This window comes from Sphingobacterium sp. CZ-UAM (genome assembly GCF_002000245.1).
GTDB lineage: Bacteria > Bacteroidota > Bacteroidia > Sphingobacteriales > Sphingobacteriaceae > Sphingobacterium.
In genome coordinates this window covers 457,523-482,422 of sequence record NZ_MTCM01000002.1, presented here as the reverse complement: position 1 = coordinate 482,422, position 24,900 = coordinate 457,523, and the positions used below count along the sequence as shown (strand labels likewise).

At 41.7% G+C, this 24,900-nt stretch carries 23 protein-coding genes; 17 read left to right on the top strand and 6 right to left on the bottom strand.

Annotated elements, in window-relative coordinates:
- Nucleotides 1-34 precede the first annotated feature (34 nt).
- Both BWD42_RS12180 and BWD42_RS12175 read left to right on the top strand, forming a co-directional pair.
- Nucleotides 35-1,075 carry a sensor histidine kinase gene (locus BWD42_RS12180; RefSeq protein ID WP_077436649.1) on the top strand — a complete coding sequence of 347 codons (1,041 nt, stop codon included), beginning with the start codon at nucleotides 35-37 and terminating at the stop codon, nucleotides 1,073-1,075.
- 6 nt (nucleotides 1,076-1,081) lie between these two features.
- Nucleotides 1,082-1,810 carry a LytR/AlgR family response regulator transcription factor gene (locus BWD42_RS12175; protein WP_077436647.1) on the top strand — a complete coding sequence of 243 codons (729 nt, stop codon included), beginning with the start codon at nucleotides 1,082-1,084 and terminating at the stop codon, nucleotides 1,808-1,810.
- Here BWD42_RS12175 and BWD42_RS12170 read toward each other — a convergent pair.
- On the bottom strand, nucleotides 1,807-2,718 hold the full coding sequence (locus BWD42_RS12170) for a DUF6268 family outer membrane beta-barrel protein (RefSeq protein WP_077436999.1): 912 nt from the start codon (nucleotides 2,716-2,718) through the stop codon (nucleotides 1,807-1,809). The two genes, BWD42_RS12175 and BWD42_RS12170, sit on opposite strands and share 4 nt — an antisense overlap.
- A 385-nt stretch (nucleotides 2,719-3,103) precedes the next feature.
- Complete coding sequence (locus BWD42_RS12165; RefSeq protein WP_077436645.1) at nucleotides 3,104-3,511, bottom strand: hypothetical protein; 408 nt, start codon at nucleotides 3,509-3,511, stop codon at nucleotides 3,104-3,106.
- Nucleotides 3,512-3,997: 486 nt separating this feature from the next.
- On the opposite strand from BWD42_RS12165, the gene BWD42_RS12155 reads away from it, so the two are divergent.
- The 12 genes from BWD42_RS12155 (at nucleotide 3,998) to BWD42_RS12100 (ending at nucleotide 15,155) form a co-directional block, all read left to right on the top strand.
- Nucleotides 3,998-4,330, top strand: coding sequence for an ArsR/SmtB family transcription factor (locus BWD42_RS12155; protein WP_077436641.1), 333 nt, complete (start codon nucleotides 3,998-4,000; stop codon nucleotides 4,328-4,330).
- A 70-nt stretch (nucleotides 4,331-4,400) separates the two neighbouring features.
- Nucleotides 4,401-4,874, top strand: coding sequence for a DUF6428 family protein (locus BWD42_RS12150; RefSeq protein ID WP_077436639.1), 474 nt, complete (start codon nucleotides 4,401-4,403; stop codon nucleotides 4,872-4,874).
- 18 nt (nucleotides 4,875-4,892) lie between these two features.
- A complete protein-coding gene (locus tag BWD42_RS12145) occupies nucleotides 4,893-5,507 on the top strand; it encodes a low molecular weight phosphatase family protein (RefSeq protein ID WP_077436637.1) in 615 nt (204 codons plus the stop codon).
- A 3-nt stretch (nucleotides 5,508-5,510) separates the two neighbouring features.
- Nucleotides 5,511-6,563, top strand: a complete 1,053-nt coding sequence (gene arsB, locus BWD42_RS12140; protein ID WP_077436635.1) for an ACR3 family arsenite efflux transporter — start codon at nucleotides 5,511-5,513, stop codon at nucleotides 6,561-6,563.
- A 452-nt stretch (nucleotides 6,564-7,015) separates the two neighbouring features.
- A complete protein-coding gene (locus tag BWD42_RS24740; RefSeq protein WP_175992048.1) occupies nucleotides 7,016-7,159 on the top strand; it encodes a hypothetical protein in 144 nt (47 codons plus the stop codon).
- 100 nt (nucleotides 7,160-7,259) lie between these two features.
- Nucleotides 7,260-7,643 (top strand): hypothetical protein, encoded by a 384-nt coding sequence (locus tag BWD42_RS12130; RefSeq protein WP_077436631.1) that lies wholly within the window; start codon nucleotides 7,260-7,262, stop codon nucleotides 7,641-7,643.
- On the top strand, nucleotides 7,640-7,717 hold the full coding sequence (gene kdpF, locus BWD42_RS25220; RefSeq protein ID WP_077436998.1) for a K(+)-transporting ATPase subunit F: 78 nt from the start codon (nucleotides 7,640-7,642) through the stop codon (nucleotides 7,715-7,717). The genes BWD42_RS12130 and kdpF overlap by 4 nt, the downstream gene beginning before the upstream one ends.
- 92 nt (nucleotides 7,718-7,809) lie before the next feature.
- A complete protein-coding gene (gene kdpA, locus BWD42_RS12120) occupies nucleotides 7,810-9,498 on the top strand; it encodes a potassium-transporting ATPase subunit KdpA (RefSeq protein ID WP_077436629.1) in 1,689 nt (562 codons plus the stop codon).
- Nucleotides 9,499-9,520: 22 nt separating this feature from the next.
- Complete coding sequence (gene kdpB / locus BWD42_RS12115; protein WP_077436627.1) at nucleotides 9,521-11,530, top strand: potassium-transporting ATPase subunit KdpB; 2,010 nt, start codon at nucleotides 9,521-9,523, stop codon at nucleotides 11,528-11,530.
- 74 nt (nucleotides 11,531-11,604) lie between these two features.
- Nucleotides 11,605-12,171, top strand: a complete 567-nt coding sequence (locus BWD42_RS12110) for a K(+)-transporting ATPase subunit C (protein ID WP_077436625.1) — start codon at nucleotides 11,605-11,607, stop codon at nucleotides 12,169-12,171.
- A gap of 121 nt (nucleotides 12,172-12,292) precedes the next feature.
- Nucleotides 12,293-13,414 carry a sensor protein KdpD gene (locus BWD42_RS12105; RefSeq protein WP_175992047.1) on the top strand — a complete coding sequence of 374 codons (1,122 nt, stop codon included), beginning with the start codon at nucleotides 12,293-12,295 and terminating at the stop codon, nucleotides 13,412-13,414.
- A gap of 1 nt (nucleotide 13,415) precedes the next feature.
- Complete coding sequence (locus tag BWD42_RS12100) at nucleotides 13,416-15,155, top strand: sensor histidine kinase (protein ID WP_077436621.1); 1,740 nt, start codon at nucleotides 13,416-13,418, stop codon at nucleotides 15,153-15,155.
- A 217-nt stretch (nucleotides 15,156-15,372) separates the two neighbouring features.
- Here the strand turns inward: BWD42_RS12100 and BWD42_RS12095 are convergent, their stop codons facing one another.
- Nucleotides 15,373-16,293: a pentapeptide repeat-containing protein gene (locus BWD42_RS12095; RefSeq protein ID WP_254846227.1), complete on the bottom strand. Its 921-nt coding sequence runs from the start codon at nucleotides 16,291-16,293 to the stop codon at nucleotides 15,373-15,375.
- Between the two features lie 413 nt (nucleotides 16,294-16,706).
- Here BWD42_RS12095 and BWD42_RS12090 point away from each other — a divergent pair, with 413 nt between their 5' ends.
- The 3 genes from BWD42_RS12090 (at nucleotide 16,707) to BWD42_RS12080 (ending at nucleotide 20,554) form a co-directional block, all read left to right on the top strand.
- A complete protein-coding gene (locus BWD42_RS12090; protein WP_077436619.1) occupies nucleotides 16,707-17,021 on the top strand; it encodes a hypothetical protein in 315 nt (104 codons plus the stop codon).
- Nucleotides 17,022-17,103: 82 nt separating this feature from the next.
- Entirely contained in the window at nucleotides 17,104-17,880 is a 777-nt protein-coding gene (locus BWD42_RS12085; RefSeq protein ID WP_077436617.1) for a GLPGLI family protein, read from the top strand.
- Entirely contained in the window at nucleotides 17,861-20,554 is a 2,694-nt protein-coding gene (locus tag BWD42_RS12080; protein ID WP_077436615.1) for a TonB-dependent receptor, read from the top strand. Before BWD42_RS12085 ends, BWD42_RS12080 begins: the two co-directional genes overlap by 20 nt.
- A gap of 63 nt (nucleotides 20,555-20,617) precedes the next feature.
- Here BWD42_RS12080 and BWD42_RS12075 read toward each other — a convergent pair whose 3' ends face one another.
- From BWD42_RS12075 to BWD42_RS12065, 3 genes are all read right to left on the bottom strand, one after another.
- On the bottom strand, nucleotides 20,618-21,499 hold the full coding sequence (locus BWD42_RS12075) for a helix-turn-helix domain-containing protein (RefSeq protein WP_077436613.1): 882 nt from the start codon (nucleotides 21,497-21,499) through the stop codon (nucleotides 20,618-20,620).
- Nucleotides 21,500-21,767: 268 nt separating this feature from the next.
- Complete coding sequence (locus tag BWD42_RS12070; RefSeq protein ID WP_077436611.1) at nucleotides 21,768-22,625, bottom strand: helix-turn-helix domain-containing protein; 858 nt, start codon at nucleotides 22,623-22,625, stop codon at nucleotides 21,768-21,770.
- A gap of 738 nt (nucleotides 22,626-23,363) precedes the next feature.
- Nucleotides 23,364-24,839 (bottom strand): tetratricopeptide repeat protein, encoded by a 1,476-nt coding sequence (locus BWD42_RS12065; protein ID WP_077436609.1) that lies wholly within the window; start codon nucleotides 24,837-24,839, stop codon nucleotides 23,364-23,366.
- Nucleotides 24,840-24,900: the final 61 nt, after the last annotated feature.

Below are 24,900 nucleotides of genomic sequence, written 5' to 3'. Positions count from 1 at the left end.
AAGGTTTTGTTATATATTTGATTATTTTTGTTCCATGTTTCTCAAAAAAAACTATGTCCATCGGCACCTTTTTCTCACACTCTTCTGGCTTGTCCTCTGGTTTGCCGTGTGGATACAGGTGAAACAGGATTCGGACTCCTATAGCGCATTGGCCCATACTTCATTGGTCATGATTTGTTCCATCGTTATCTCGCAATTCCTGAGTGACAGCATTTTACCCAAAGCCATTAAGACACAAAAAATGAAGCCCTTTGTCCTCAAAGCTATCTTTTTCGTGCTTATTTTAGCGCTCCTGATCAGCGCAGTGGATGTTTATTTTATTCTGCATAGTCAAGTGCTAACGAAGGAAGATCGGGCCACACTTTTATTTGTTCAATGCTATAAATCTATCCCCTCTTCGCTGCTGATCAATGGCACAGCTTGTGGTATCCGGTTTTATCAGGAACATGCCAATATTCAGCAGGACCATAGCCAGCTGCAGCAAAACTTTCTGGAAAGCCAGCTCAAAGTTTTACAGGATCAGGTCAATCCGCACTTTATGTTCAATGTATTGAACCACATCCATATCCTGATGAAAAAAGATGTCGATATGGCTGATTTTTTATTGCTGAAATTTTCCGATATCCTACGTTACCAACTCTATGAATGCAACCAATCCTTTGTGCTGTTAAGCCGTGAACTTCAATATTTACAAAATTTTATCACAATTGAACAGATGCGCTGGGGTGATGAACTGGAGGTGGACTGTACCTGGTCCCAGGCAACAGAAGATTTACATATTGCACCACTTATGTTGATCTGCTTTGTGGAAAATGCCTTCAAACATGTGGATAGGCTTCCGGACCAAAAAGGTAAGATTAGTGTCAACTGCACCGAAAAAGACGGCTATTTTCAGTTTCATATCAGAAACAGCTATCGGAACTATCCCCTGCAAGTTTCGAACAAACATTCCGGCATTGGACTGGAAAATGTCAAAAAGCGCTTGGAGCTACAATATGAAAATCAGTATTCACTGAAAATCGACAAGCAGGACACCAGCTTCTGCGTCGATCTGACAATCAATCTTAACTGCTAAACATTTATGGAACAGACAAAGATGAAATGTATCATCGTAGACGATGAACCGCTGTTACGGCAGCATATTGCCGAGATGACCGAACAGGTCGATTTTCTGGATCTCGTGGCGACTTTTCCGTCAGCATTAGCGGCAACCTCCAGATTGCAACAAGGCGATATTGATCTTATTTTTTTAGATATCAATATGCCCTATCTCAATGGTATCGATTTTTTGGAATCACTGGAAAACCCTCCCTTATGCATTTTCATTACAGCTTATTCGGAGTATGCCCTGGAAGGATTCCGTCTCCAGGCGGTGGATTATCTGCTAAAACCTATCGTATTCCCGCGTTTTTTTCAGGCCGCAACCAAAGCCTTCCAGCAATTTGTACAGCGTAATAAATCGACACAGGAACCCAGTAGCAATGATACCATGCTTTTTGTTCGACAGGGGGACGCTTTCGTCAAAATCTCCTGGACGGATCTGCTCTATGCCGAAAGTATGCAAAATTATACGAAACTTCATTTTAAAGAACGGATTCTCACCATTCACCAGACCATGCTTGCGCTGGAAATAGCTTTACCGGATAGCCATTTTTTTCGTATCCACAAATCCTATCTGGTCAACGTCAATCACATCGATATGATCTCGGGAGGAAGAGTATATATTGCAGCGCAAGAATTGCCCATATCACGGACAAAAAGAGAAGAGCTTCTTCAAAACGTGGTTTTTAAGAAGCTCCTGAGCCGCTAGTAGGGCATATTCCATTTAAACGCTACTGATGTATAGAAGGTCGGTGAAAAGCGCGGGTCGGCCTGTTTCTTATCTTTGAAGAGACTCTTTAAGGATCGATCGTTTTCCACATACATCCTTGCGAGTGTGCTTCCGCCTGTCAACTGTAATTTAAGATTTTTACCGAGGTTAAATTGGGGCTGGAGACCGGCCGTCAACAACATAAATCCACCGAGCGTGGACTTGCCGTCCTTTTCCCTTTCAGCCGTCATACCATCCAGATTGACAACTGCACGGAGGTCCATGAACTTGTTGACCTGATAAGCAGCTGCAAGGCCTTGTGGGAAGTTTACATTGAATTTGACTTTTCCATTGGTCTTCCAGTCAAAATACAATCCCGGCAGGATCATAGGCACACCAAAACTATTGCTCAATACTGGTCCAAAGCCGAAAGCCAGATTTGGTTTAAACCGTTTGATAAAAAGTGCTCCCCCCTGCCCCAGCACATCCTTACCGTTGACTCTGACCAGATCCGAATAGATACCGACCGAAGCAAAAGTCAGCAGCGACCAGTTTTTCTTCAAGGAGGTCAAATATTGTAAACCGACCTCGGCGTTCAACATCTCAGTCGGAAAAAGCTGTTGTTCATAACCGCGGTTTTGCATCTTGGCATAAGCAGCTCCCATTTTCCAGGACCAGCGTTTGATATTACCCGTGGAATCCACTTTGGTTGATAAAGGTATTTCAAGATTGAATTGTATCCTTTTGAAATCACTTTTAGCCCCAGTCTTTACACTGTCTTCAGGCCGGATATAATTTGACAGGGGGACGTAATCGACAACAACCTGTCCGGATACTGCATTTTGGGCTTGTACCGTCAGCGTTGCTAAGCTACTGAGCAACATTGCACATAAAACTTGTTTCTTCATGTTTTTTCTGCAAAGGAAGCCCTTGGTTTCCTCAAACAGCAAACATTTTGACGTACCGCTGCTTTCCATTGACCAAATGCAAAGCTATTGCGATCTCAAAAAATCGGGACAACTTTTCTTCGGATTATAAAACATCTTAGGCGGATTGTAAATAGGCCTATTTTTCTTTATTTAATGAGTAATTTAGCGGTCTATTACGCTATCCAGCTGAAATTGACTCGATTGCATTGCTCGACTTCACCAATTGCGTAATCCCTTGTTCGCAAGAAATAGTCTCATGCTCTGTAACTACGGCTGCAGTTCCGACGGTGCCAGCCCTGAGTTGTGCCCTATTACTGTTCGATTGCGCTCCGCACGAGAAAAGTGCTAATTTGCACGGGGATCTCTAATGCTGATCGGCAATACGTTTAAAAAATGTTGTTGCTACATTGCCTTTTTGCACAACATTTCCGTCGTTATCCCAAGTAATCCGTCTCGCCCTTAAATTCAATTTTCCCTTGATGATTTCCAGTTCTATCTCGTCATTAATCCCCTGCTTAGCCGGAATAAACAATACCTTTCCTTTCACCTGTGCCTGAAAAGTTCGTGCTGGAGCTTCTCCGCTGCCGATGTCTTTAAAACTTGCATAATCTTTACCAGGTTCAAACCAAATGACGACAGTATTGGTTTGAAAGCGAGTCTTATACCCCCAGGTCCCAGTAAAAGTAGATTTGATACGATCCGGGATCTCCTGGACCTGCGCTTCCGAATGTCCGATGAAGAGCAGGAATATGATAAATAAAATCGGTCTCATGTCTTGTTGCAGGCTAATTTAGTTTTCTTTAGTTATATGGTATCTCTACCGCAAGATCAATTTGATACTGACCTTGGCTGCTGTGTAATCTTATGGCGCATACGCCCCCTTTGATTTCGTAATCCGCATTACCTTAACAAAATTTTTGCCAAAAAAAGACAGCTTACAAACTATCGAATGTTCCGGCTCCCTACCGATCCCAGCAAGACCCTTGCAAGGTATGTACGGACAAATTCGTTCACGCTTTTTATTTTTCTGAACAGATTTTTACAATACGTTCTACTAGCTTTGGAAAGGATAACAATGCATGTGTTGTCACCGGGACATTTGAAAACTTTCCAACAGCATGATTTGGTTCATGGATGATCCCTCCATATTTAGGTTCCCATACAGTTACCTGTATATTATGTCTGATTGAAAATTTTACACTGGTATTTGGATATTCAAAATTATCATCGTAATATTGCAATATAATATTACATCAATATGGGACTTACAAAGACAGAAATTTTCGCCGATGAACAGAATAAGCTTGCTGTAGCATTTAAAGTGCTAGGACATCCTGCCCGCATAGCTATCCTTCAATATATCATCGACAAGAAGGCATGTATTTGCAATGACCTGGTTGATGAATTGGGTCTTGCACAGGCGACCATTTCCCAACACCTCAAGGAACTAAAAAATACAGGGATCATCCAGGGTACCATTGAAGGCAAATCCGTCTGTTACTGCATTAATGAAATGGTCTGGAAACAAATGCAACAGGAATTTAATGCATTTTTCAATCAGGATGTAAACATATCGAGTTGTTGTAAGTAGTTTTTTTTACACATACCAATCGTAATATTGCAATATATAGTTACATACAAATAATAAAAATTAGTTTTTTATGAAATTATCAGAAATCAAAGAAATTTTAGCAACACTGGATCGTGTTGAGTTTCAATTGGAGAATGGTATATCTGTTCCCGAGCACTTTCATGTCACTGAGGTAGGTCAGATCTCAAAAAGTTTCATTGACTGCGGCGGGGTGATCCGGCACGAGAAAGTCGTCAACTTTCAGCTCTGGAATGCCGATGACCATGAACACAGACTAAAACCGGGCAAGCTATTACATATCATTAATTTGTCCGAAGAGAAATTGGGCATAGAAGACGGGGAAATAGAAGTGGAATATCAAAGCAATACAATCGGCAAATATGAGCTAGATTTTAATGGTAAGACCTTTGTATTGAAAAACAAGACCACGGCTTGCCTTGCTCAGGATGCCTGTGGAATACCATCCCAAAAACCGAAGATCAATCTGTCAACATTGCCAGTCAACGGATCCTCTTGTTGTACCCCGGGTTCTGGATGCTGCTAATCATTTAAGATCAATACCATGTATCAAAAAATAAAAGAAATATTCAGCGCGATTACCAATGAACAGGATTTGACGGAGGAACGTAAGACGCTATTGCTACCGCTGATTCAATTTATTCAGGATAAGGTAGACCGTGGTCAGGCGGTGAACCTCAATTTTATCTGTACGCACAATTCCCGAAGAAGCCATTTAGCCCAGATTTGGGCTCAGGTGGCAGCATCCTACCACAAGACTCCAGCAGTGAACTGTTACTCAGGGGGTACAGAAGAGACTGCTTTGTTCCCCAAGGTAGCCGAAACACTGGCTGCACAGGGATTTGATATTTTTAAAATCGCAGATACTGCCAATCCCATCTATGCGATCAAATATGGCGACAATATCACCCCGCTTATCGGTTTTTCAAAAAAATACGATAGCCCATTCAATCCAACCTCGGAATTTGCTGCCGTGATGACCTGCTCCCAGGCCGATAGCGGATGTCCTTTTATTTCCGGTGCTGAAAAAAGAATACCACTTCCTTTTGAGGATCCCAAGATTACAGATGGTAGCGCCCAACAGACAAGGGTATATAACGAACGTAGTTTAGAAATCGCAGCAGAAATGTTTTATGTTTTTTCACATATTAAGAAATAGCACATGCAATCGAAATTAAAATTTCTCGACCGCTACCTCACTTTATGGATATTTCTGGCAATGGTTCTTGGTATCTCTTTCGGCAATTTCTTTCCTTCTTCTGCAATTTGGATCAATAGCTATAGCAGCGGTACAACAAATATACCGCTTGCTGTCGGGTTGATTCTCATGATGTATCCACCATTGGCCAAGGTACGGTATGAACAGATTGGAAAGGTTTTCCGAAATTTAAAAGTTCTCGGCACCTCCTTAGTCCTCAACTGGATCATAGGCCCAATTTTAATGTTTGTTCTGGCGCTTTTATTTCTGAACGGTTACCCTGAATATATGACCGGATTGATCTTGATTGGACTTGCCCGCTGCATTGCAATGGTAGTTGTATGGAATGAACTCGCCGACGGCAATAGAGAATATGCGGCCGGGTTAATCGCATTGAACAGTATCTTTCAAGTGCTACTGTACAGTGTTTACGCCTATATTTTTATCACAGTATTACCGCCCCTTTTTGGTGTAACCGGACTTTCGGTAAACATTTCCATTGCTGAGATCGCAAAAAGTGTAGCTATTTATCTAGGCATTCCTTTCCTTGCCGGGGTACTGAGCAGATATGGACTAACCGCGTTAATGGGTGAAAGCTGGTTTCAGAACCGTTTTATACCTTTGATCTCCCCGCTGACTTTGATAGCGCTACTCTTTACCATTACGGTGATGTTCAGTCTCAAGGGCGAAATGATCCTGCAATTGCCTATGGATGTATTACGTATAGCAGTTCCTTTGGTTATCTATTTCGCATTGATGTTCATTGTCAGCTTTTTTGCAGGCAAACGCGTTGGTGCAGACTATACGCAAAGTACGGCCATTGCTTTTACTGCGGCAGGCAATAATTTTGAACTTGCGATCGCTGTTGCGATAGGTGTATTCGGCATCAATAGTGGACAGGCTTTTGTTGGAGTGATCGGCCCCTTGGTTGAGGTACCCGCACTGATCGCACTGGTCAATCTGGCATTCTGGATTAGAAAAAAATATTACCTAAAAGAACTTTCAGCTTCAATGTAGCTTGACAAGTAGTGCAAAAAGCCATGTTAAACAGCATGGCTTTTTGCATATCCGACAGATTCACACGAAAAATAGCTGCCGCCACAATTCTTCTTAATAATTTCCAAGCAGATCCAATGCCCTTTCTTGGCTATATTTAGCTTGTCACCGATCAGTACAGATCTTACGTTCAAAATATCCCTCCACTTTTCATCATTGAAGGAGCAAATTTACTAGCTCGAGGTCCGAGCCGATCCCCGGCAGCGGCCCAAACCCTGTATTCGGTGCTGTTCGGCTCCACATTTGATAGAAACACTAACCTCTCATTTTGATAATCCACCTTATCAAAATGAGAGGTTATTTGGTTCCCAGCCACATGAATAAAATAAGAAAAACACTTAAAATCAATCAATTACAATCTTAAAAAAGCTATTGGAATACATTTTGGCATATCGGGTATAAAATAAATAAACATGAGCAAGACAGCTTTTAAATCGCAACAGGAACAAGAGACACGATCCTTTCCAAAATGGTTAAAGCCCTATCACCTATTGTTCTTTGCAACAACGGTGGTATTGATTTTCGGTGCAATGATAAAACACTTTAGTACAATCTAATACATAGGAAAATGGTAACATTCATATTAACACTGGCCGGCGTAGCCTGCTTTGGCCTATTCATCAAATCAATAGACTTTTTTGATAAAATCTGATCGCAATGAATAAAATAAATGAACAGTCGGCAAGTCAATATCTTGCCGGTCATTATGGTGAAATAAAAGAAGAAATCAACGAGCTATCATCGCGAAGAAATTTTGCCGGAATCTTTCAGGCTATTGTAAATCACATCAATTATTTGCTTTCCAATGGTCAGGTCGAAAAAATCGGCAGCCGATTAAAATATATGGGATGGCTTTACAGAAGGGGAAATGAACAGGTACGCAATATTATTGAAAATCTCTTTGTACGTTCCTTTCGGGGAATGAAAAGAAGATGCACCTCCGAAGAATGGATCTATATGTATCAGCAGATTCCTAAAAATCTTAAACAGATTTATCTGTTACAGAGCAACAATTATATCACTCAACAATCCTTTATATGACAGCACTATTTGTGGTAGCAATCGGTGTATTTATTTACATCTGCTACGTACTGCTAAAACCCGAGAAATTTTAAATCACTAGAGTCGATGAAAGATATTCCGACCTATAGAGCAAGGAGGATTTCATCAGACGGTTTTTAGAGACATTAAGTAATAATCAACAGAAATGAATACAGAAATTTTAGGAATAATCGTAATGTTCGTCTTAACAGTATTGCTTGCAATACCCTTGGGCAAATACATTGCAAAAGTCTATGGCGGTGAAAAAACACTGCTTGATCCGATATTTAATCCCCTGGAACGGATCTTTTATAAAGTCAGCGGTATCAATCCACAGACGGAAATGAACTGGAAGCAACAGATGGTAGCGATGATCAGTATCAATATGATCTGGTTTTTGCTGGGCATGCTCATTCTAATGACACAGGGTAGCCTGCCCTTGAACCCCGACAACAATCCGAGTATGTCGGCAGACCTTGCATTCAACACGGTCATTTCATTTGTCGTTAACTGTAACCTACAACACTATTCTGGTGAGACCGGGCTCAGTTACCTGGGACAATATTGGCTGATGTTCCTACAATTTGTAAGTGCAGGTATCGGTATGGCCGCCGCTGTACTTGTATTCAGGGCATTCCGCGATCGTACAGCAAACACATTGGGAAATTTTTACAACTATTTTGTAAAATCATGTACACGTATTTTGCTTCCCCTTTCCTTGGTGGTGGCCATTATCCTTGCTTTCGAGGGGACACCAATGACCTTCGAAGGAAAAGATACCCTTACAACATTGCAAGGTGATACTGTGGCTGTGTCACGGGGCCCTGCAGCGGCCTTTGTAGCGATCAAACATATCGGAACAAATGGGGGTGGATTTTTTGGTGCAAATTCTGTCCACCCTTTTGAAAATCCTTCCTATCTATCCAACATGGTCGAAATGGTCGCACAGATGATCATCCCCATAGCCATGATCTTCGCGCTTGGTATTTTTATTAAGCGGCGCAAGCTCTCATGGATGATATTTGGTGTCATGACAGCCGGTTTCCTTTTGCTCGTTATCCCTAATATTATAATGGAAACAAAAGGTAATCCTGCGATCACAGCAATGGGAGTTGACCATACGCTCGGAGCGATGGAAGGAAAAGAAATCCGCTTCGGAGCAGCTGCATCCGGTTTTTGGAGCATCGTGACCACGGTGATTTCAACAGGTTCGATCAATGCCATGCACGACAGTACCATGCCCCTATCGGGTATGAACGAATTGCTTGCCATGATGATAAATGCCTTCTATGGGGGCTGTGGTGTCGGTATATTGAACTTCTTTATCTTCATCATCCTCGCCGTATTCATCAGTGGACTTATGGTCGGCCGTACACCCGAATTTTTAGGAAAGAAAGTCGAAGCCAGAGAAATGAAAATTGCCATGATCATCGCGCTGCTACATCCTTTTCTCATCCTTGTGGGAACAGCGTTGGCAGCAGCAGTTCCGCAATATACAAGCGCTACACTCAACAATCCCGGATTTCACGGCTTTACTGAAATGCTTTACGAATACACTTCATCGGCAGCAAATAATGGTAGCGGTTTTGAAGGCTTAGGAGACAACACCATATGGTGGAATATCAGCACCGGTTTCGTGCTCATACTGTCCCGATTCCTACCGATTATTGGCCCTGTGGCCATAGCAGGCCTGCTCGCAGAAAAGAAATATATTCCAGAGGGAGATGGAACGTTGAAAACAGATACCGCAACTTTCGGCCTTATGGTATTTGCCGTGATCGCCATAGTAGCCGCATTATCTTTTTTCCCGGCACTGGCTCTGGGTCCTATTGCAGAATACTTTTCCCTTTATTAAACATTGATTAAAGACATTAGAAATGAATAAAAATACATCACTGTTTCAAAAAGACATGGTACAGGAAGCACTGAAACAGTCTTTTGTGAAACTAAACCCGAAAACAATGTTCCGCAATCCGGTGATGTTTACCGTCTGGATCGGAACCATGGTCATGCTCATCGTCAGTTTATGGACCTTGGCTGGGGCAAAAGGACAGGGAAGTTTTGCCTATAATTTCGTTGTATTCGTTATACTATTGCTCACCCTGTTGTTTGCCAACTTTGCTGAGGCTATTGCCGAAGCAAGGGGAAAAGCGCAGGCGGATAGCCTCCGCAAAACAAGAGAAGAAACTCCGGCCAAACTTAAAACTGGCCAGACCATCTCTTCGGCCCAGTTAAAAAAGGGCGATATTTTCGTCTGCGAAGCCGGCGACATTATCCCTTCAGATGGTGAAATCGTGGAAGGACTTGCTACAATTGATGAAAGTGCCATCACCGGCGAATCGGCCCCCGTCATTCGGGAAGCAGGAGGTGACAAAAGCTCCGTGACGGGTGGTACCAAGGTACTTTCCGACAAAATTGTTGTGCAGGTCACCACACAACCCGGTGAGAGTTTTCTCGATAAAATGATTGCGCTAGTCGAAGGTGCTTCAAGACAAAAGACCCCAAATGAAATCGCGCTAACCATCTTACTGGCCGGCTTTACATTGGTATTTATTATTGTCTGTGTGACATTAAAACCATTTGCAGATCATGCCAATGTCGGTATCACCATAGCGTCCTTTATTTCTCTCTTTGTCTGCCTCATCCCGACCACCATTGGTGGATTGCTTTCAGCAATAGGCATCGCCGGTATGGATCGCGCTCTACGTGCAAACGTCATTACCAAAAGTGGTAAAGCCGTAGAAACCGCAGGCGATATAGATGTATTGTTATTGGATAAAACAGGGACAATAACGATAGGTAACCGAAAGGCTACCCAGTTTCACCCTGCACATGGTATTGATGAACAAAAATTAATAAAAGCTGCCGTACTGAGCTCCATGGCTGATGAAACGCCAGAAGGGAAATCTATTATAGAACTGGCCGGTGTCAACCCGATGAGCTATGAAGTAAAGAATCCCGAATTCATCAAGTTCACCGCAGAAACACGAAGTTCAGGTATAGATTATGACAACGTGCGTATTCGAAAAGGCGCCACTGATGCGATTAAAAATCTTGTTACAGGAGCGGGTAACAGATTTCCGGAAGAAGTCGAAGAAAGTGTTAAGGCCATCTCCCAAAACGGAGGAACCCCCTTAGTGGTTTCTGAAAATGATATTGCACTGGGTGTAATCGAACTTCAGGACATCATCAAACCCGGTATCCATGAACGTTTTGAACGTCTTCGCAAAATGGGGATCAAAACAGTGATGGTAACGGGCGACAATCCCCTGACCGCCAAATTTATTGCTGATAAAGCTGGTGTAGATGATTTTATCGCTGAAGCCAAACCCGAAGATAAAATGAATTATATCAAAAAAGAGCAATCCGAAGGCCGTTTGGTAGCCATGATGGGAGACGGAACAAATGATGCTCCGGCTTTAGCCCAAGCCGATGTGGGAGTCGCCATGAATTCAGGTACACAGGCTGCAAAAGAAGCGGGAAATATGGTGGATCTGGATAATGATCCGACAAAATTGATCGAGGTGGTTGAAATCGGTAAGCAATTATTAATGACCAGAGGAACATTGACAACCTTTAGTATCGCCAACGACGTCGCTAAATATTTTGCGATTATTCCGGCTCTTTTTATCAGTGCTATCCCAGCATTACAGGGGCTCAATATCATGAAATTGCACAGCCCGGAAAGTGCTATTCTATCAGCCGTAATTTTCAATGCCATCATAATTCCAATGCTGATTCCGTTGGCACTCAAAGGTGTGGCCTATAAACCGATCGGAGCAAGTGCTTTGCTGCGCCGAAATCTATTCATATTTGGATTAGGTGGAGTTGTCGTTCCTTTCTTAGGTATCAAGGTAATCGACATGTTCGTTGCTATATTCTTTTAATCCATAAATCAAAGGCACTGGAATTCGGTGGAACTTATTTTCGCCCGATTTTATCGCCATAAAATATAAATAAAATGAAAAAACACATTCTGCCAGCAATAAAGCTGACGCTCATCCTTATTCTGTTCTTTACGGTTATCTATCCATTAACTGTCTGGGGACTAGCCCAATTTTCCGCCAACGCGGGGAAGGGAAAAATAGTTGCGTATAATGGTAAAAAATACTACGCAAATATCGGTCAGGCATTTACGGCCGACAAATATTTTTGGTCGAGGCCCTCTGCTGTAAATTACAATGCGGCCGGTTCGGGAGGCAGCAATAAAGGACCTTCAAACGAAGAATACCTGAGCCAGGTGCAGGCGCGTATTGATACTTTTTTGGTCCACAACCCCGGTATCAAAAAGTCTGAAATACCTGTCGATTTGATTACAGCAAGCGGAAGCGGATTAGATCCAAATTTTTCTGTACAGGCGGCCAAAGTTCAGGTCAAACGTATAGCAGCGGCGCGGAGTCTCGAAGAACAGAAAATAAATCAATTGATCGAAGACAATACCGAAGGCCCTTTATGGGGAATTTTTGGTCCTCAAAAAATCAATGTATTAAAACTCAACATCGCTCTGGACAAGATGTCTAGCAAATAAAAGTGTCAGCTATCAAGTACTGTTTAAGGGCTATTTTGACTTAACAGAGCGAATAGATAATAATTCCCCTTGGCAATTTGTTTAAGGGGAATTTGTAAGTTTATAAAAGTTATCACATATTATGGATGAAAGAAAAAGTGCAGAACATTTTTTAAAGCTGATTCAGAAATCCCGGAGAGGTAAATTTAAGCTTTATATCGGGATGAGTGCCGGAGTGGGTAAGACATTCCGGATGCTTCAGGAGGCACATGCGCTTTTAAATAGTGGTATCGATGTCAAGATCGGCTATATCGAAACCCATCAGCGTATCGACACCCATGCCTTGTTGGCTGGCCTGCCTCTTATCCCCAGGAGAACTTTGTTTTATAAAGGCAAGGAGCTTGAAGAAATGGATGTACAGGCCATTTTAAATCTTAGTCCAGAAGTGGTTATTGTCGATGAACTGGCCCATACAAATATCGAAGGTAGCAAAAACGAAAAAAGGTGGCAGGATGTAATGGATATCCTTGATGCTGGCATCAATGTGATCAGCGCAGTAAATATCCAACATATTGAGAGCCTCAATGATGAAGTCAGCGCTATCACGGGTATTGATGTGCAGGAACGTGTTCCGGACAGCGTGCTGGCCCAAGCCGATGAAGTGGTCAATATAGACTTGACGGCAGAAGAACTCATCAATAGACTAAAAGAAGGTAAGATTTACGAACGCTCAAAAGTAGCTGCCGCCCTCAACAATTTCTTCAAAAGCGAACATATTCTGCAGCTACGGGAACTCGCGTTAAAGGAAGTGGCCTCGCAGGTGCAAAGAAAGGTCGAAACGGAAGTTGTCCTCAGTCGGAATGTGCGAAAAGAACGTTTCCTGGCCTGTATCAGTTCAAACGAACAAACGGCCAGAAATGTCATCCGGAAAACCGCCCGGCTGGCCAACTATTATAACAGCAAGTGGTATGTCATGTATGTACAGGTTCCCAAAGAAAGTGTAGACCGGATCGCCCTGGACAAACAGCGGCATCTCATCAATAACTTTAAACTGGCCACTGAGCTGGGGGCTGAAATTATTAAAGTGAAAGCCAAGAACACCACCAAAGCCATTATTAAAGAGTGTGAAGAACGTATGATCACAACAGTTTGTATCGGTAAACCACATATCAATCTAATAAAAATCATACTCGCAACGGATACATTCAATACCTTGTTGAATAAATTGTCCCGGGAAAATATTGATCTCGTAATATTGTCATAAAATGAAAATCAAAGCAAAATTAACATTTGGTGTGGGGCTCCTATTTATCTTGATAGTTGCCTTAGCTGTTATCAGCGGGTGGTATGTTAATCAGCTCAAAAGAGACACGAATAATATACTTGTCGCAAATTACAACACCCTGCTCTATTCACGGAATATGTTGCTCGCACTCGAAGATATCGGCAAGGATGCTGCGGCAATTGATACCTTTCAGCATAATTTGACATTGCAAATGGGCAACGTCACTGAAATCGGCGAGATCGAAACGACAAACCTGATTGTCAAACACTTCGGTTCACTTAAAAATAAACCCGATGATGCCCAGCTAAGCTCATCCATCCGTAGAGATATCACCGAATTGATGCGGTTAAATATGGATGCGATCAGCAGAAAAAGTAATATTGCGGATGATACCGCCCGCAGGGCAATACTCATTATCTCCTTTACAGGAGCATTGTGTTTTCTGATCGCCGTCATTTTGCTGATCAATCTGCCATCCAATATTGCCAACCCCATCCGCGAACTGACCGATAGTATCAAGGAAATTGCCAGTCAAAATTATTCAAAACGTGTCAACTTCGGTGGCCACAATGAATTTGGGGATCTGGCCCGATCATTTAATACCATGGCAGAGAAGCTGGAAGAATATTCGGATAGCAAATTAGAAAAAATCCTCAAAGGGAAAAAGCGGATCGAGACCTTGATCGATAACATGCATGACCCCGTTATCGGAATCGATGAAAATAAAAAGATACTGTTTGCTAACGACGAAGCCCTGAACATCTCAGGACTAAGAAAAGAGGATTTCATTGGAAAAGCTGTTCAGGATATCGCAGTAACCAATGATCTGATTCGGGATATTATCAAAGACATTTTTCTACCGCAGACAAAAACGAACAAAGCAGAACAGCTAAAAATCTATGCCGATGGCAAAGAAAGTTATTTTGAAAAGGAAGTCATCGACATTAATATCGTCCCCACCGGCGAAACAGCAACAAAATTTATTGGTCAGGTGATCCTATTGCGTAATATCACTCCTTTCAAAGAACTTGATCTCGCCAAAACAAATTTCATGGGGACGGTATCCCACGAATTTAAAACACCTATTTCATCCATTCAGATGGGGGTACAACTCTTAGAAAATGAAAAGCTAGGGCTGTTGAATGGGGAACAAAAAGAATTGGTCAATGGGATAAAAGATGACACACAGCGCTTACTGAAAATAACGGGCGAACTGCTCAACATTACACAGGTCGAAAGCGGCTCCATACAGATCAATCTGCTGCCTGCTGCCATCAAACCGATCATCGAATATGCGGTCAACGCCAATAAGTCTGCCGCTGACAATAAAAATATACAGATCGAGATTGAAATGTCCGATGAAGCTTTAACTGCTGTGACCGACAGCGAAAAATCAGCCTGGGTATTGACCAACCTCATTTCCAATGCCATACGTTATTCCTATGAGCATGCTAAAATACAGATCAAAACAGAACAGGAGAATAATAGGGTCAAATTTTCAGTTTCGGATACCGGACAGGGAATACAACCCCAATATCTAAAAAAGATTTTTGAACGATATTTTCGCATTCCGGGCACAAAGAAGGAAGGTACAGGCTTAGGCCTGAGTATCAGTAAAGAATTCATTGAAGCACAAGGCGGAGAAATTTGGGTCGAAAGCGAATACGGAGCCGGAAGTACCTTCTACTTTACACTTAATATGGATAAAAAAACGGTATAATCATACAAATCCGCCTTTGCACGACCTGTAACAGCAGTCTTATGTTAGATAAACGGGGCAGTCCAATCTTTTTGAACCGCCCCGTTTATCATTTATCTTGTTTGTCTCCCGGGCCACTCATTTTAGCTTAGCGATATACCTCGCAGGGGTTCACTCCTGTCTTTCACAAGCTTTATTTTGTGCTTGCCTGCTATTGAAGTTTTTTAGATCGGCCTACTTATTCCTCGATAAGCGTTATTCCCGTTAAATTTGCTTCGTTATTCTTCAGGAAAGCATAGGTTAGTCTATCTACTTTACAGTCGGAGAACTCCACTTTTTTAAATTTTCTATTGTATTTAAAAAAGGTATTCAAGATGATGGCGCCCTGAAATTTGACTTTATAAAAACCGCAGCCCTCAAAATGACAGTCTTCGATCCTGCCTTCAAAGATGACGTCACTGATCCCAGTATTTTTAAATGAGGTGCGTTTTAGCACGGTATTGGTCATCTCATTGCTCTCAAAACAGCCGGTATCAAATCTGGCACCTGTAAAATCCGCACCAGAGAAATTACACTTTCCGATATTGCTTCTCGAAAAATCAGTATCGATAAACGAGCAATGGTCAAATTGGTTTTTGAGTAGATTCGAAGACTGTATCCTACTGCTTTTCAGGTCTGAATAGGAGAAGTCACATAATTCAATATTGTTTTTACCAAGTATCAGCCCCGATAGATCTGCGTTTGTAAACTTGCAATTTTTGATATTGGAAGAACTGAACTGCTCACTCAGATTCTTTAAACCGGAGAAATCAGCATTTTCCCAATTGCCTTTTGACATATCCCAGCTGCGGCCAGCCTGATTTTCGGACTTCGGCTCCCTATCTGCCGGATAGGCTTGTCCATCGGCTTCGACTGACTCATACAGCATAGTATCAACAGTCCCCCGCTGAAAACTTTCAGAAAAATAATTGAGATCTACGGCGAGTATTTCCGCAAGCCTGTTTAAGGTCATGATATCCGGCAGGGATTCGCCCCGCTCCCATTTACCTACCGCCTGTGGACTGATGGAAACCTGCTGGGCAAGTTCGGCCTGTGAAAGATTTGTTTTCTTTCTTGCTTCAGCAATTTTATTGCCGATCGATTTAGAATTTAGCATCATGTTTTTATATTTTTTTTGATACCACAAAGTTATTTTGAAGGCCCACTTCGCTGCAAATAAACCGCGCTACCCCTAGTTGTATTTCCACTACTTATTGTTGTATTTGACAACAGCTGGTTGTATTTCATTATTTTAATATAATACACGTCCTATTTTCCTGAAATACTGCCCCTGCAGATCAGCGATGCTGTGTTTAATTGTCTGCATTTGAAATGTACAGATATGATTATCGTTGTCTTATGCTACCCGATACCCTAGCGAATAATAAGCCATGAGCCACGGATAATGAACCAGCTGATACGGATAACAAGTCACTATTTAACGAATTAAAACTGTCCGCTATTTTTACTGGCATACAATAACAGCATGCTTCAAAAACATGCTATGGTTTAACACAAAATAATAAAAAAACAATGAAAAAATTAATGATGAGTCTGGTAGCACTGGCGGTGCTAACTACTGCAGCTTCTGCTAAGACAACGGAAAATGCATCCCACAAAAATGCAACAGTCAAAACGTCCACTTACCGTTTGGCCAAAACAAACACCACCGTAAAGATTACCGAAGAGGTAACAGAAATGCAGGGTGGACTTACCCGCTGTGTTTTTGTGCTGACTTTTTTAAGTTCTGACGATCTACACGTTGTGGGTACGCATACTTCAGAGACCTATACCAATGGTAGCTGTGGTGAATTCTTCAGAGCTTGCCGTCAGTGGTGGGGTGTTTAACGGTGGTTTTAAGGTGTAATCAGTGTTGATAAACAGCAACTGAAGCGGAGGCCAGTCCTCCGCTTCTCCAAAACAAAATAACATGCATAAAAATTATATATTCTTTCTGTTTTTGTTCCTTTCAGGATCTTCTTTTGCGCAACGGCTTCATGCGGTATATGAATATATACCATCGGCTATGGCTACTTTTAAGGAACAGGTTTATTATGACGGAACGGTAAAGATAGCGGTCCGTGATTCGCTGCCCAAACGCAATCAGGATATCAACCAGGATATCGATGGTGAGGTTGCATCTACATTTTCGATGACTATTGGTTCGGGCAAGCTCTATAACAAAGTTGTGATACAACAAAATAATGCTGCGCAGCAACTCGAGACCGGCTCTATCGAAGGGGTCAATTACCTGATAACGGACAAATTTCCACCACTGGTCTGGAATACCGACTACAATGATGTTGATACCTTGGGCAAATATGTGTGTCACAAAGCGACAGCAGCTTACCGCGGCACCACCTTAATTGCTTATTATACCAACGATATTCCTGTGCCGGTGGGACCATCAAAATTTGGTGGATTGCCTGGACTTATCGTGATGCTTTACAACGAAAGTGCCAACCCCAACTACTGGTACCTGAAAGAGGTAAACTATCCATACGCAGGCAATTCACCCATCAATGACACCTATATCCATTCCCTGCCCAAACTTACACTGGAGGAATTTATCAAGAAAAATGACCGTATTACCGAAGAGCAAATGCGCGTTTTATATAGCAAAATACCGGTGATGGAAGGTGTGCATGTAGAAGGGAAAAAAGTCCGCGGTAGTGTAGAACAAGTGTATGAATGGGAACATCAATAAGCGGATACTAACCCTGTTGGGGTTCTGTCTGCTCTGTATAGCTGCTCAGGCACAGGTTGCGGTCCATGGAAAAGTCAGCTCAAATGGAAAAGCATTGGGCGGTGTGCGGATTGAATTGCAGCGCGATGCCGATGCCAAAATGCTGGCCTATACCTTTAGCGATGGCGAAGGAAAATATCGTTTGCAAACAGCGCAGGGAGGCAGATTTACCTTATTGTACAAAGCACTCAGCTTTGAGCCGGTCTCCCTGCCGCTGACAGCTACACAGACCGATACCCTGATCAATGTACAATTGATGGCTGGTGGTGTCGAACGATTGCAGGAAGTCATTGTCCATTCCAAACAGCCCTACCGTCGCGGTAGAGACACCATTGAATTGAGCGTGAAATCCTTTTTACAAGGCGACGAGCGCTCGGTAGAAGATCTGCTCCGCAAGATTCCCGGCATCAATGTCGGTACTGACGGGAGCATCAAAATAGGCGATAAGGAAGTCGAAAAGGTCATGGTGGAAGGAGATGATTTTTTCGAAAAAGGTTATCGATTACTGACGCAGAATATGTCTGTTCAGCCCCTGGAAAAAATTCAAGTACTGCAACGCTATTCCAACAACAAACAATTGAAAGGCATCGAAAACTCAAACAAGGTCGCCCTAAATCTGCAATTGAAGGAAGACAGCAAAGCACAGTGGCTAGGCTCGGTCGATCTACAGGGCTCTCCCGTAGGTGGCAACAAATATTATCAGGCCAATGCCAACCTCATGAATTTCGGAAAGAAAAACAAATATTATCTATTGGGAAGCGCCAATAACAATGGGCTTGACGCCGTTAGCAGCATCAATCACCTAATCCAGTCCGGTTCAGCGGATGAGCCCGGACAGATTGGAGTGGGAATAAGCACCCCCAAATTGATTGACAATACCCCGAGCCTGCCCGGATTTGACTACAGGAGGACAAACTTCAATAACGACAAATTACTGTCTCTCAACAGCATTTTAAATCCAACTTCAACATTTAAAATCAAATGGCTGGGTTTTGCGAATCCAACAAAAAAATCATTCTACCGCAATACAATACAAAACTATCAGCTGCAGGATATTCAATTTACGAATACCGAAGACTATCATTTTACCCGCAGTATTGATAATTATTTCACGAAATTGGAATTGCAGTTCGAACCTGATACGTACAACACACTGAGCTATACCGGGACATTGGGTTCACTTGGGCAAAATGACCTAGGTAGCTTACTCTTTAATGGTGACCGGAGTCAGGAGCTGGCCAAAAGCAAGGGCCGCCTGACCAACCACAACCTCAGCTATAGCCGTAAATTTTCGGAGCGGGAGGCGCTGGTCAGTTCCATCCGTTGGATAGATCAACAGTCCCCGGTAGACTACAGTATCGACCGGTACTATTACGAAGATCTGTTCGGGAAGAAAGATTTCGCAGCCGTAAAACAGCATATCGAAAATGATCTACGCTACCTCGGTGCTACAACCCATTATCTAAACCGGCAAAAAAATGGTAATTATTTTGAGCTCGCCCTGACGGCGGCCTATCAACAGCAGCAACTGAACAGTCGATTGATGCTACAGGCCGAGCAAGGAAAGACTGGGGAAAGGGACAGCTATCCTGAGAAATTTGCCAATGAAATGGACCTCTCGGTATTCCAGACCAATCTTATTTCCAAATATACTTTTAAGGGGAAGAAATGGGAATGGACACCCCGCTTGCAGATCGGTGTTGTTCAAAACAGGCTAACAGATTTTGGCAAACGCAGCCGCAAAAACAGCCTGCAGTTTTCTCCGGGTCTAATAGGCAGATGGGCCGTGCACCGTAAGGGACGCATCGAAACGGAACTTTACTTTCAGCAACAGAATGCTACACTCACCGAACTTGTCCCCCATTATTATAGCACAGGTATTCGAAATTTCATTAAAGGAATGGCGGATATGGCCACTTTAAACAGTTCTGGCGCAACGCTGACATACACCTATGGCAGTATGACGGACCGTTTTTTTGCCAACCTCTATATCGGACATCAGATTCTATTCGATTATGTAGGCATGGAGAGCAGTCCAAATCCTAATTTCAATCTCGCGCAGCAGGTATTGCTTAAAAACAAAAAAAGCAGCTTTTATAAAACCGACCTGAATTATTACCTGAAAGTAGTCAGCGGAAATTTCCGGCTGGACCTAGCTGCAAATAGCGCGGATTATGAAACGGTCGTGACCGGATTGGGCAACCGACAGATCCATACAGACACCTACGATTATGGATTGTCGTTCCGGAGTGCGTGGAAATCCCGGTTAAATATTTATACCGGATATACAATACAGTCGGTTACTTACCGCTCAGAAAACAAGAATACCCTAAAAAATAGCCGTGGATTTCTGAATATATTTGTGAACATGGGCCAAAATCTACAGTGCAATCTAAAGAACGAGTCTTATCGCTTTGGCAGTTTTCTGGGGCAAGATTCCAGGACCTATTATTTTTCGGATTTCTCCCTCTTTTATGAACTTCAAAAGCAACGTATGAGATTTAACATGACTACAAAAAATATATTTAATACCCGTTTTTTCAGAAATACTGAACTGACTGACCTTTACAATAGCAGTACGGAATACAAATTGTTGCCAGGTTACGTCAGCTTTGGAGTAGATTATAGCTTCTAGGATTTTCTCCAGAGGCTATATCATTTTTTTCACTTTCCGACCACAGGATGCAATCTATCGTTTTTACACCGCTTGTTTCCGGAACTGAATAAAATCTTTCGGATAAAATCCGGATTCTCTTTTGAAAAAATTTGAGAAATTTGCTGTATTTGCAAACCCCAGATAGAACGCAATTTCTTTGATAGACTGATCCGTTCCCAGAAGTTGGCGTTTGGCCTCAGCAATTATTTTGTTTTTTATAAACTGTTTTGCATTCACTTTAAAGGTCCTTTTACAAAGCTTATTGAGATAATTCGGTGACACATGTATCGCATTTGCATAATACACAACTGCTTTTTCGTGTCGATAGGAATCTTCCAAAATCTGGATAAATTTTTTGAGAAATGGACTTTTGATATCATCAGCGTGATATCTTCGCATAGTCATACATCTGGATTTTAAGATCAGATAGATGGTTCTGAAACGGTTTGAGACAATCTCTGTTCCTTCTTGCTCATAATTTTTCAGCAGCTTTTTGATTTCCAGAAATTCCTGAAGTAAGGAATAAAAATTACTTTCATTCAATTTGAAGGCTGTAATGGGTTTGGATCTTCCGATAGGAATGCTGCTGGCTGAAGCCATGGCTTCATATAATTCGCGTGTACACGAGACATAATGTCCCAATGTTGTTTTCTTTAAATGACAGATGACAATCTGCCCGGGAAAGACCACAATGGCCATCCGCCTGCTCAGTCTATGACGTTCATCATCAATCTTGATATAACCATTTGCTTGCTCAAACAAGATAATACTAAAAGACGCTGCAGTTTTGGGACTTGTGATTTCAATTGGACAGGTAAGCGGACTATATTGGATTTCACGGATTTTTTTGTTCTTTATAACGTCATCGAGCAAAAACAGATTAGTTATTTTCACCTCACAGTCCCGAAGATTGAATTTATGCATGTGATTTGATTTTCAAAGTTGTCAGTCCCTATTCACAGAACTTTATATCAGCACTGTTACCACCTAGGTTGCTAAGATTCTTTAGGAACCCAGGGTAATAATTTTCGCAAATAATAATGGATCGAACAGTATCTAGACCCAGAGATAATAACTAAAAATTATCTTGCTAAAGATAAGCTCCCTTTACAAATCCGAGGTTACTAAAATCATTAAAACGGTTGTTAAAATCGTGACAAAACTGTATGTTTCATTCATTATTCCGGACCAATCAGTTCAAGGGAGGCGAGAAGCAAAGGTCAATAAATTTCCTCGGTGTTAATCCCGTTTTTTCCCTAAAAAATCGTGTAAAATAAGATACATCGTCAAAACCTAAAGAGGATCCAACCTCTTTGATCGACATATTTCCAATACTAAATTTACGCTTTGCTTCCTGGATAACACGGTCCTGGATCACCTGAGTTGCAGTACAGGAAAGATATTTTTTACAGCATACATTCAGATAATTGACCGTTACATTCAGAATTTTCGCGTAGAAGGCAACCTGCTTATGTTCAGCGAAATAGTTATCGACCAGCTTCACATATTCCGACAGACGGTGATTCCTTACTTTTTCTTCCACCCGAAAATATCTAAATACCTCCCGATTAATGATTTCACCAATGATCATCAGGTGGAGTTTAAGAATTTCGGGATTAAGTTCAACTAAAATCAGTTCGTTTTTAATTCCATGAATCTCGTGCAGCATATTTCCGTAACCCCGTACGCTCAATTTGATGACCGGATAATTCTGATATAGTAAAAAAGTAAATTTAAAATGATCGGTAAACGAATTGAATAATGTATTATTTACATATAAGGTATAAACCCGAGCATCTTGCTCCAAAACGACTTCATGTTGCTGACGCGGAAATACCAGATGCAGATTTCCGGCCATGATCGGATATTTAATGGATTCGATCGTATGAATACCCCCTCCAGCGATAACAAGCATAATAATAAAAAAGTCCACTTTATGGACCCCGACTCCATCTTCGCCAAACAAATCGTAGCCTTCATCAAAAAGTACGGGTTTTGTGGGGGTATCGACGATTTGTTTAGGCGTGTAAACGGGAAAATCTGCTTTCATTTGCTTTGAATACTAATTTAGATCTCTCAAGCTTTTATCCGTTTTTATCTTCCAATAAATTGAGTTTAAAAGCACTTTCTTCATACGAATATATTATATCAAAAACATTTTTACTAACCTGCAAACGAAGCCATTTTTGCTCCAAAAAGCAAAATAAAAAGACGAAAAATAAATATAAAATATTGACAAACAACTACATAATTAAAGAATAAATTTGATACACGAAGTTTACCCCTAACGATAATAGTCATGAATTTTGTAATAAATATCCCGTATTTAACAACAATTTTAAATTGGTGAAATTGGATTATGTTACAGAAATTCTTGGATATCCGGAGACTTTCCTTCCACTTCTATTTGATAAAAACCGACCTTCATCCAAGCCACAAGCCAGATTCATTATGCACGATTATGAAAAAAAATACATCAAGCATCAGGAACAGGCTATTTGATAACGAGAAGTAATGCTTATACCGGAAATAATACCAACTATGTTCTTTTTGCACAGGTTGATAACGGAACAATCGGCAACACTTCAGTGCCCACTCGCGCACATAACGAAGGTCTTCCAATCCGCTGTGTGAGAAATATTAACAATAATTAATATTCTAATAAAACAGAGGGCAGGCCAAATAGCCTGCCCTCTGTTTTATTAGAATATATAAAGGCTATGGGCGCATCCTCCCGACGATAATAGATCTTCAATCCTCGCATAGCAATTTATTCCTAGCCGATGAGCTAGGCTTGTTCTGACGTATCGACCAGTCCACGCATCCAATTATTGAAGTCCGCATCCGAAGGGATATCAAACTTCTTACGCAACCTGTTTTTGCGGACCTGTACCGCCCTGACGGTCACAAAGGTATATTCAGCAATATTTTTTGTTGAAAAGTTGAGAAAGGCCATCGCGCAAAACTCCAGTTCGGTGCTTCTGAGATTTGAATCACGTGATTTTAAGGCTTGGATAAACTGTGGATACAGTTCGGTAAATAATGTCAGGAATTCCGGATTATTGCTTTTGGCCAGCTCCACTAGCGTATTGAATTTATTTTCACCAATTTGCTCAGTCAGTTCCCTATTCACGGATTCTGTCTCCTGCAAAGCCTCTTCTTTCTGCAACAAAGCCTTACGATTATGTCTGGTCCGCCATATAAAAAATGAGATCGCACCCACCAACAATACCAACACCAGAATTGCGATTGTAGCTACTTTTGAAACCTTAGTCTCGGATTCCTGGTCTTTTAGTTGCAAAATCTGATTGAGCACCTGATCCACAACCTGGCGATTTTCATTCTCCAAGGAATCATTGAGTCGACTAAAGGCCATTTCATAGTGATCAGCCCTGGCTTTATCCAGGTTGTTCTTCCGGTAAAAATCAGCCAACTCGCGGTATGAACTCTTTATTCCAATTCTGCTACCCGCCACCCGCTTTTTTTTGAGACTTTCTTCATAAAAGGCCGCCGCCTTTTTAAGATTACCCCGCTTCTCCTCCAATGATCCTAATACTCCATAGGTATTCAGCACAATAGGAATCTTATATTTTTCAATCAGCGCTAAAGATTTGTCAAGGTATAGCTGCGCTTTTGCTAACTCGCCTTTCTGGACATATAACTTGCCTAAATTTTCATAAACAATCTGATAGCGCATAGCTGCATCTTTTTCTGCAAACACTTTCAGATTGTCCAATTGTAGTTCAGTATATTTTTGCATCGAATCCAGTTGCCCCAGACGCTGAAACACAACGGCTAAATTCTCATAGTTAAACTGGTAGGATTTTATTTGTTTTTCACCGGTCAGCTTTCTGATCAGTCCCTGCTGCATACGTAACTCCCGAAGGGCCTGTTGATAAAGCATAAGCCCTCCATAAGCTCTTCCCCGCAACCGATGCACTTCGGATTGCATGAAAATTTCATTCTTATAAAAGTCTGTGGTTTCAATACGATCCAGCTGCTTCAATCCTTCCTTAAATAACCCTACAGTAATAAGACCTTCAGCTATATAAGAGCCGGATTTCGCCTTTCCTACATCATAGTTGACCGCACTAGCCAAATTAAGCGCTTTTATCGCCATCTCGATATAGGTGACCAGATCTCCTTTACCACCGAATTCCATCGACTTCGCTAAAAGTGAATCCACCTCCTGCTTCCGTCCATCGCCAGCAACTGCTTTAAGCGTAAATAATATTAAAATTAAAAAAAGAAGTTGTTTTTTCATTTAGTAGGTTATCATTTATTATAAATCGTTATATGGAACGAGAATTTAAGGCATTTTTTGG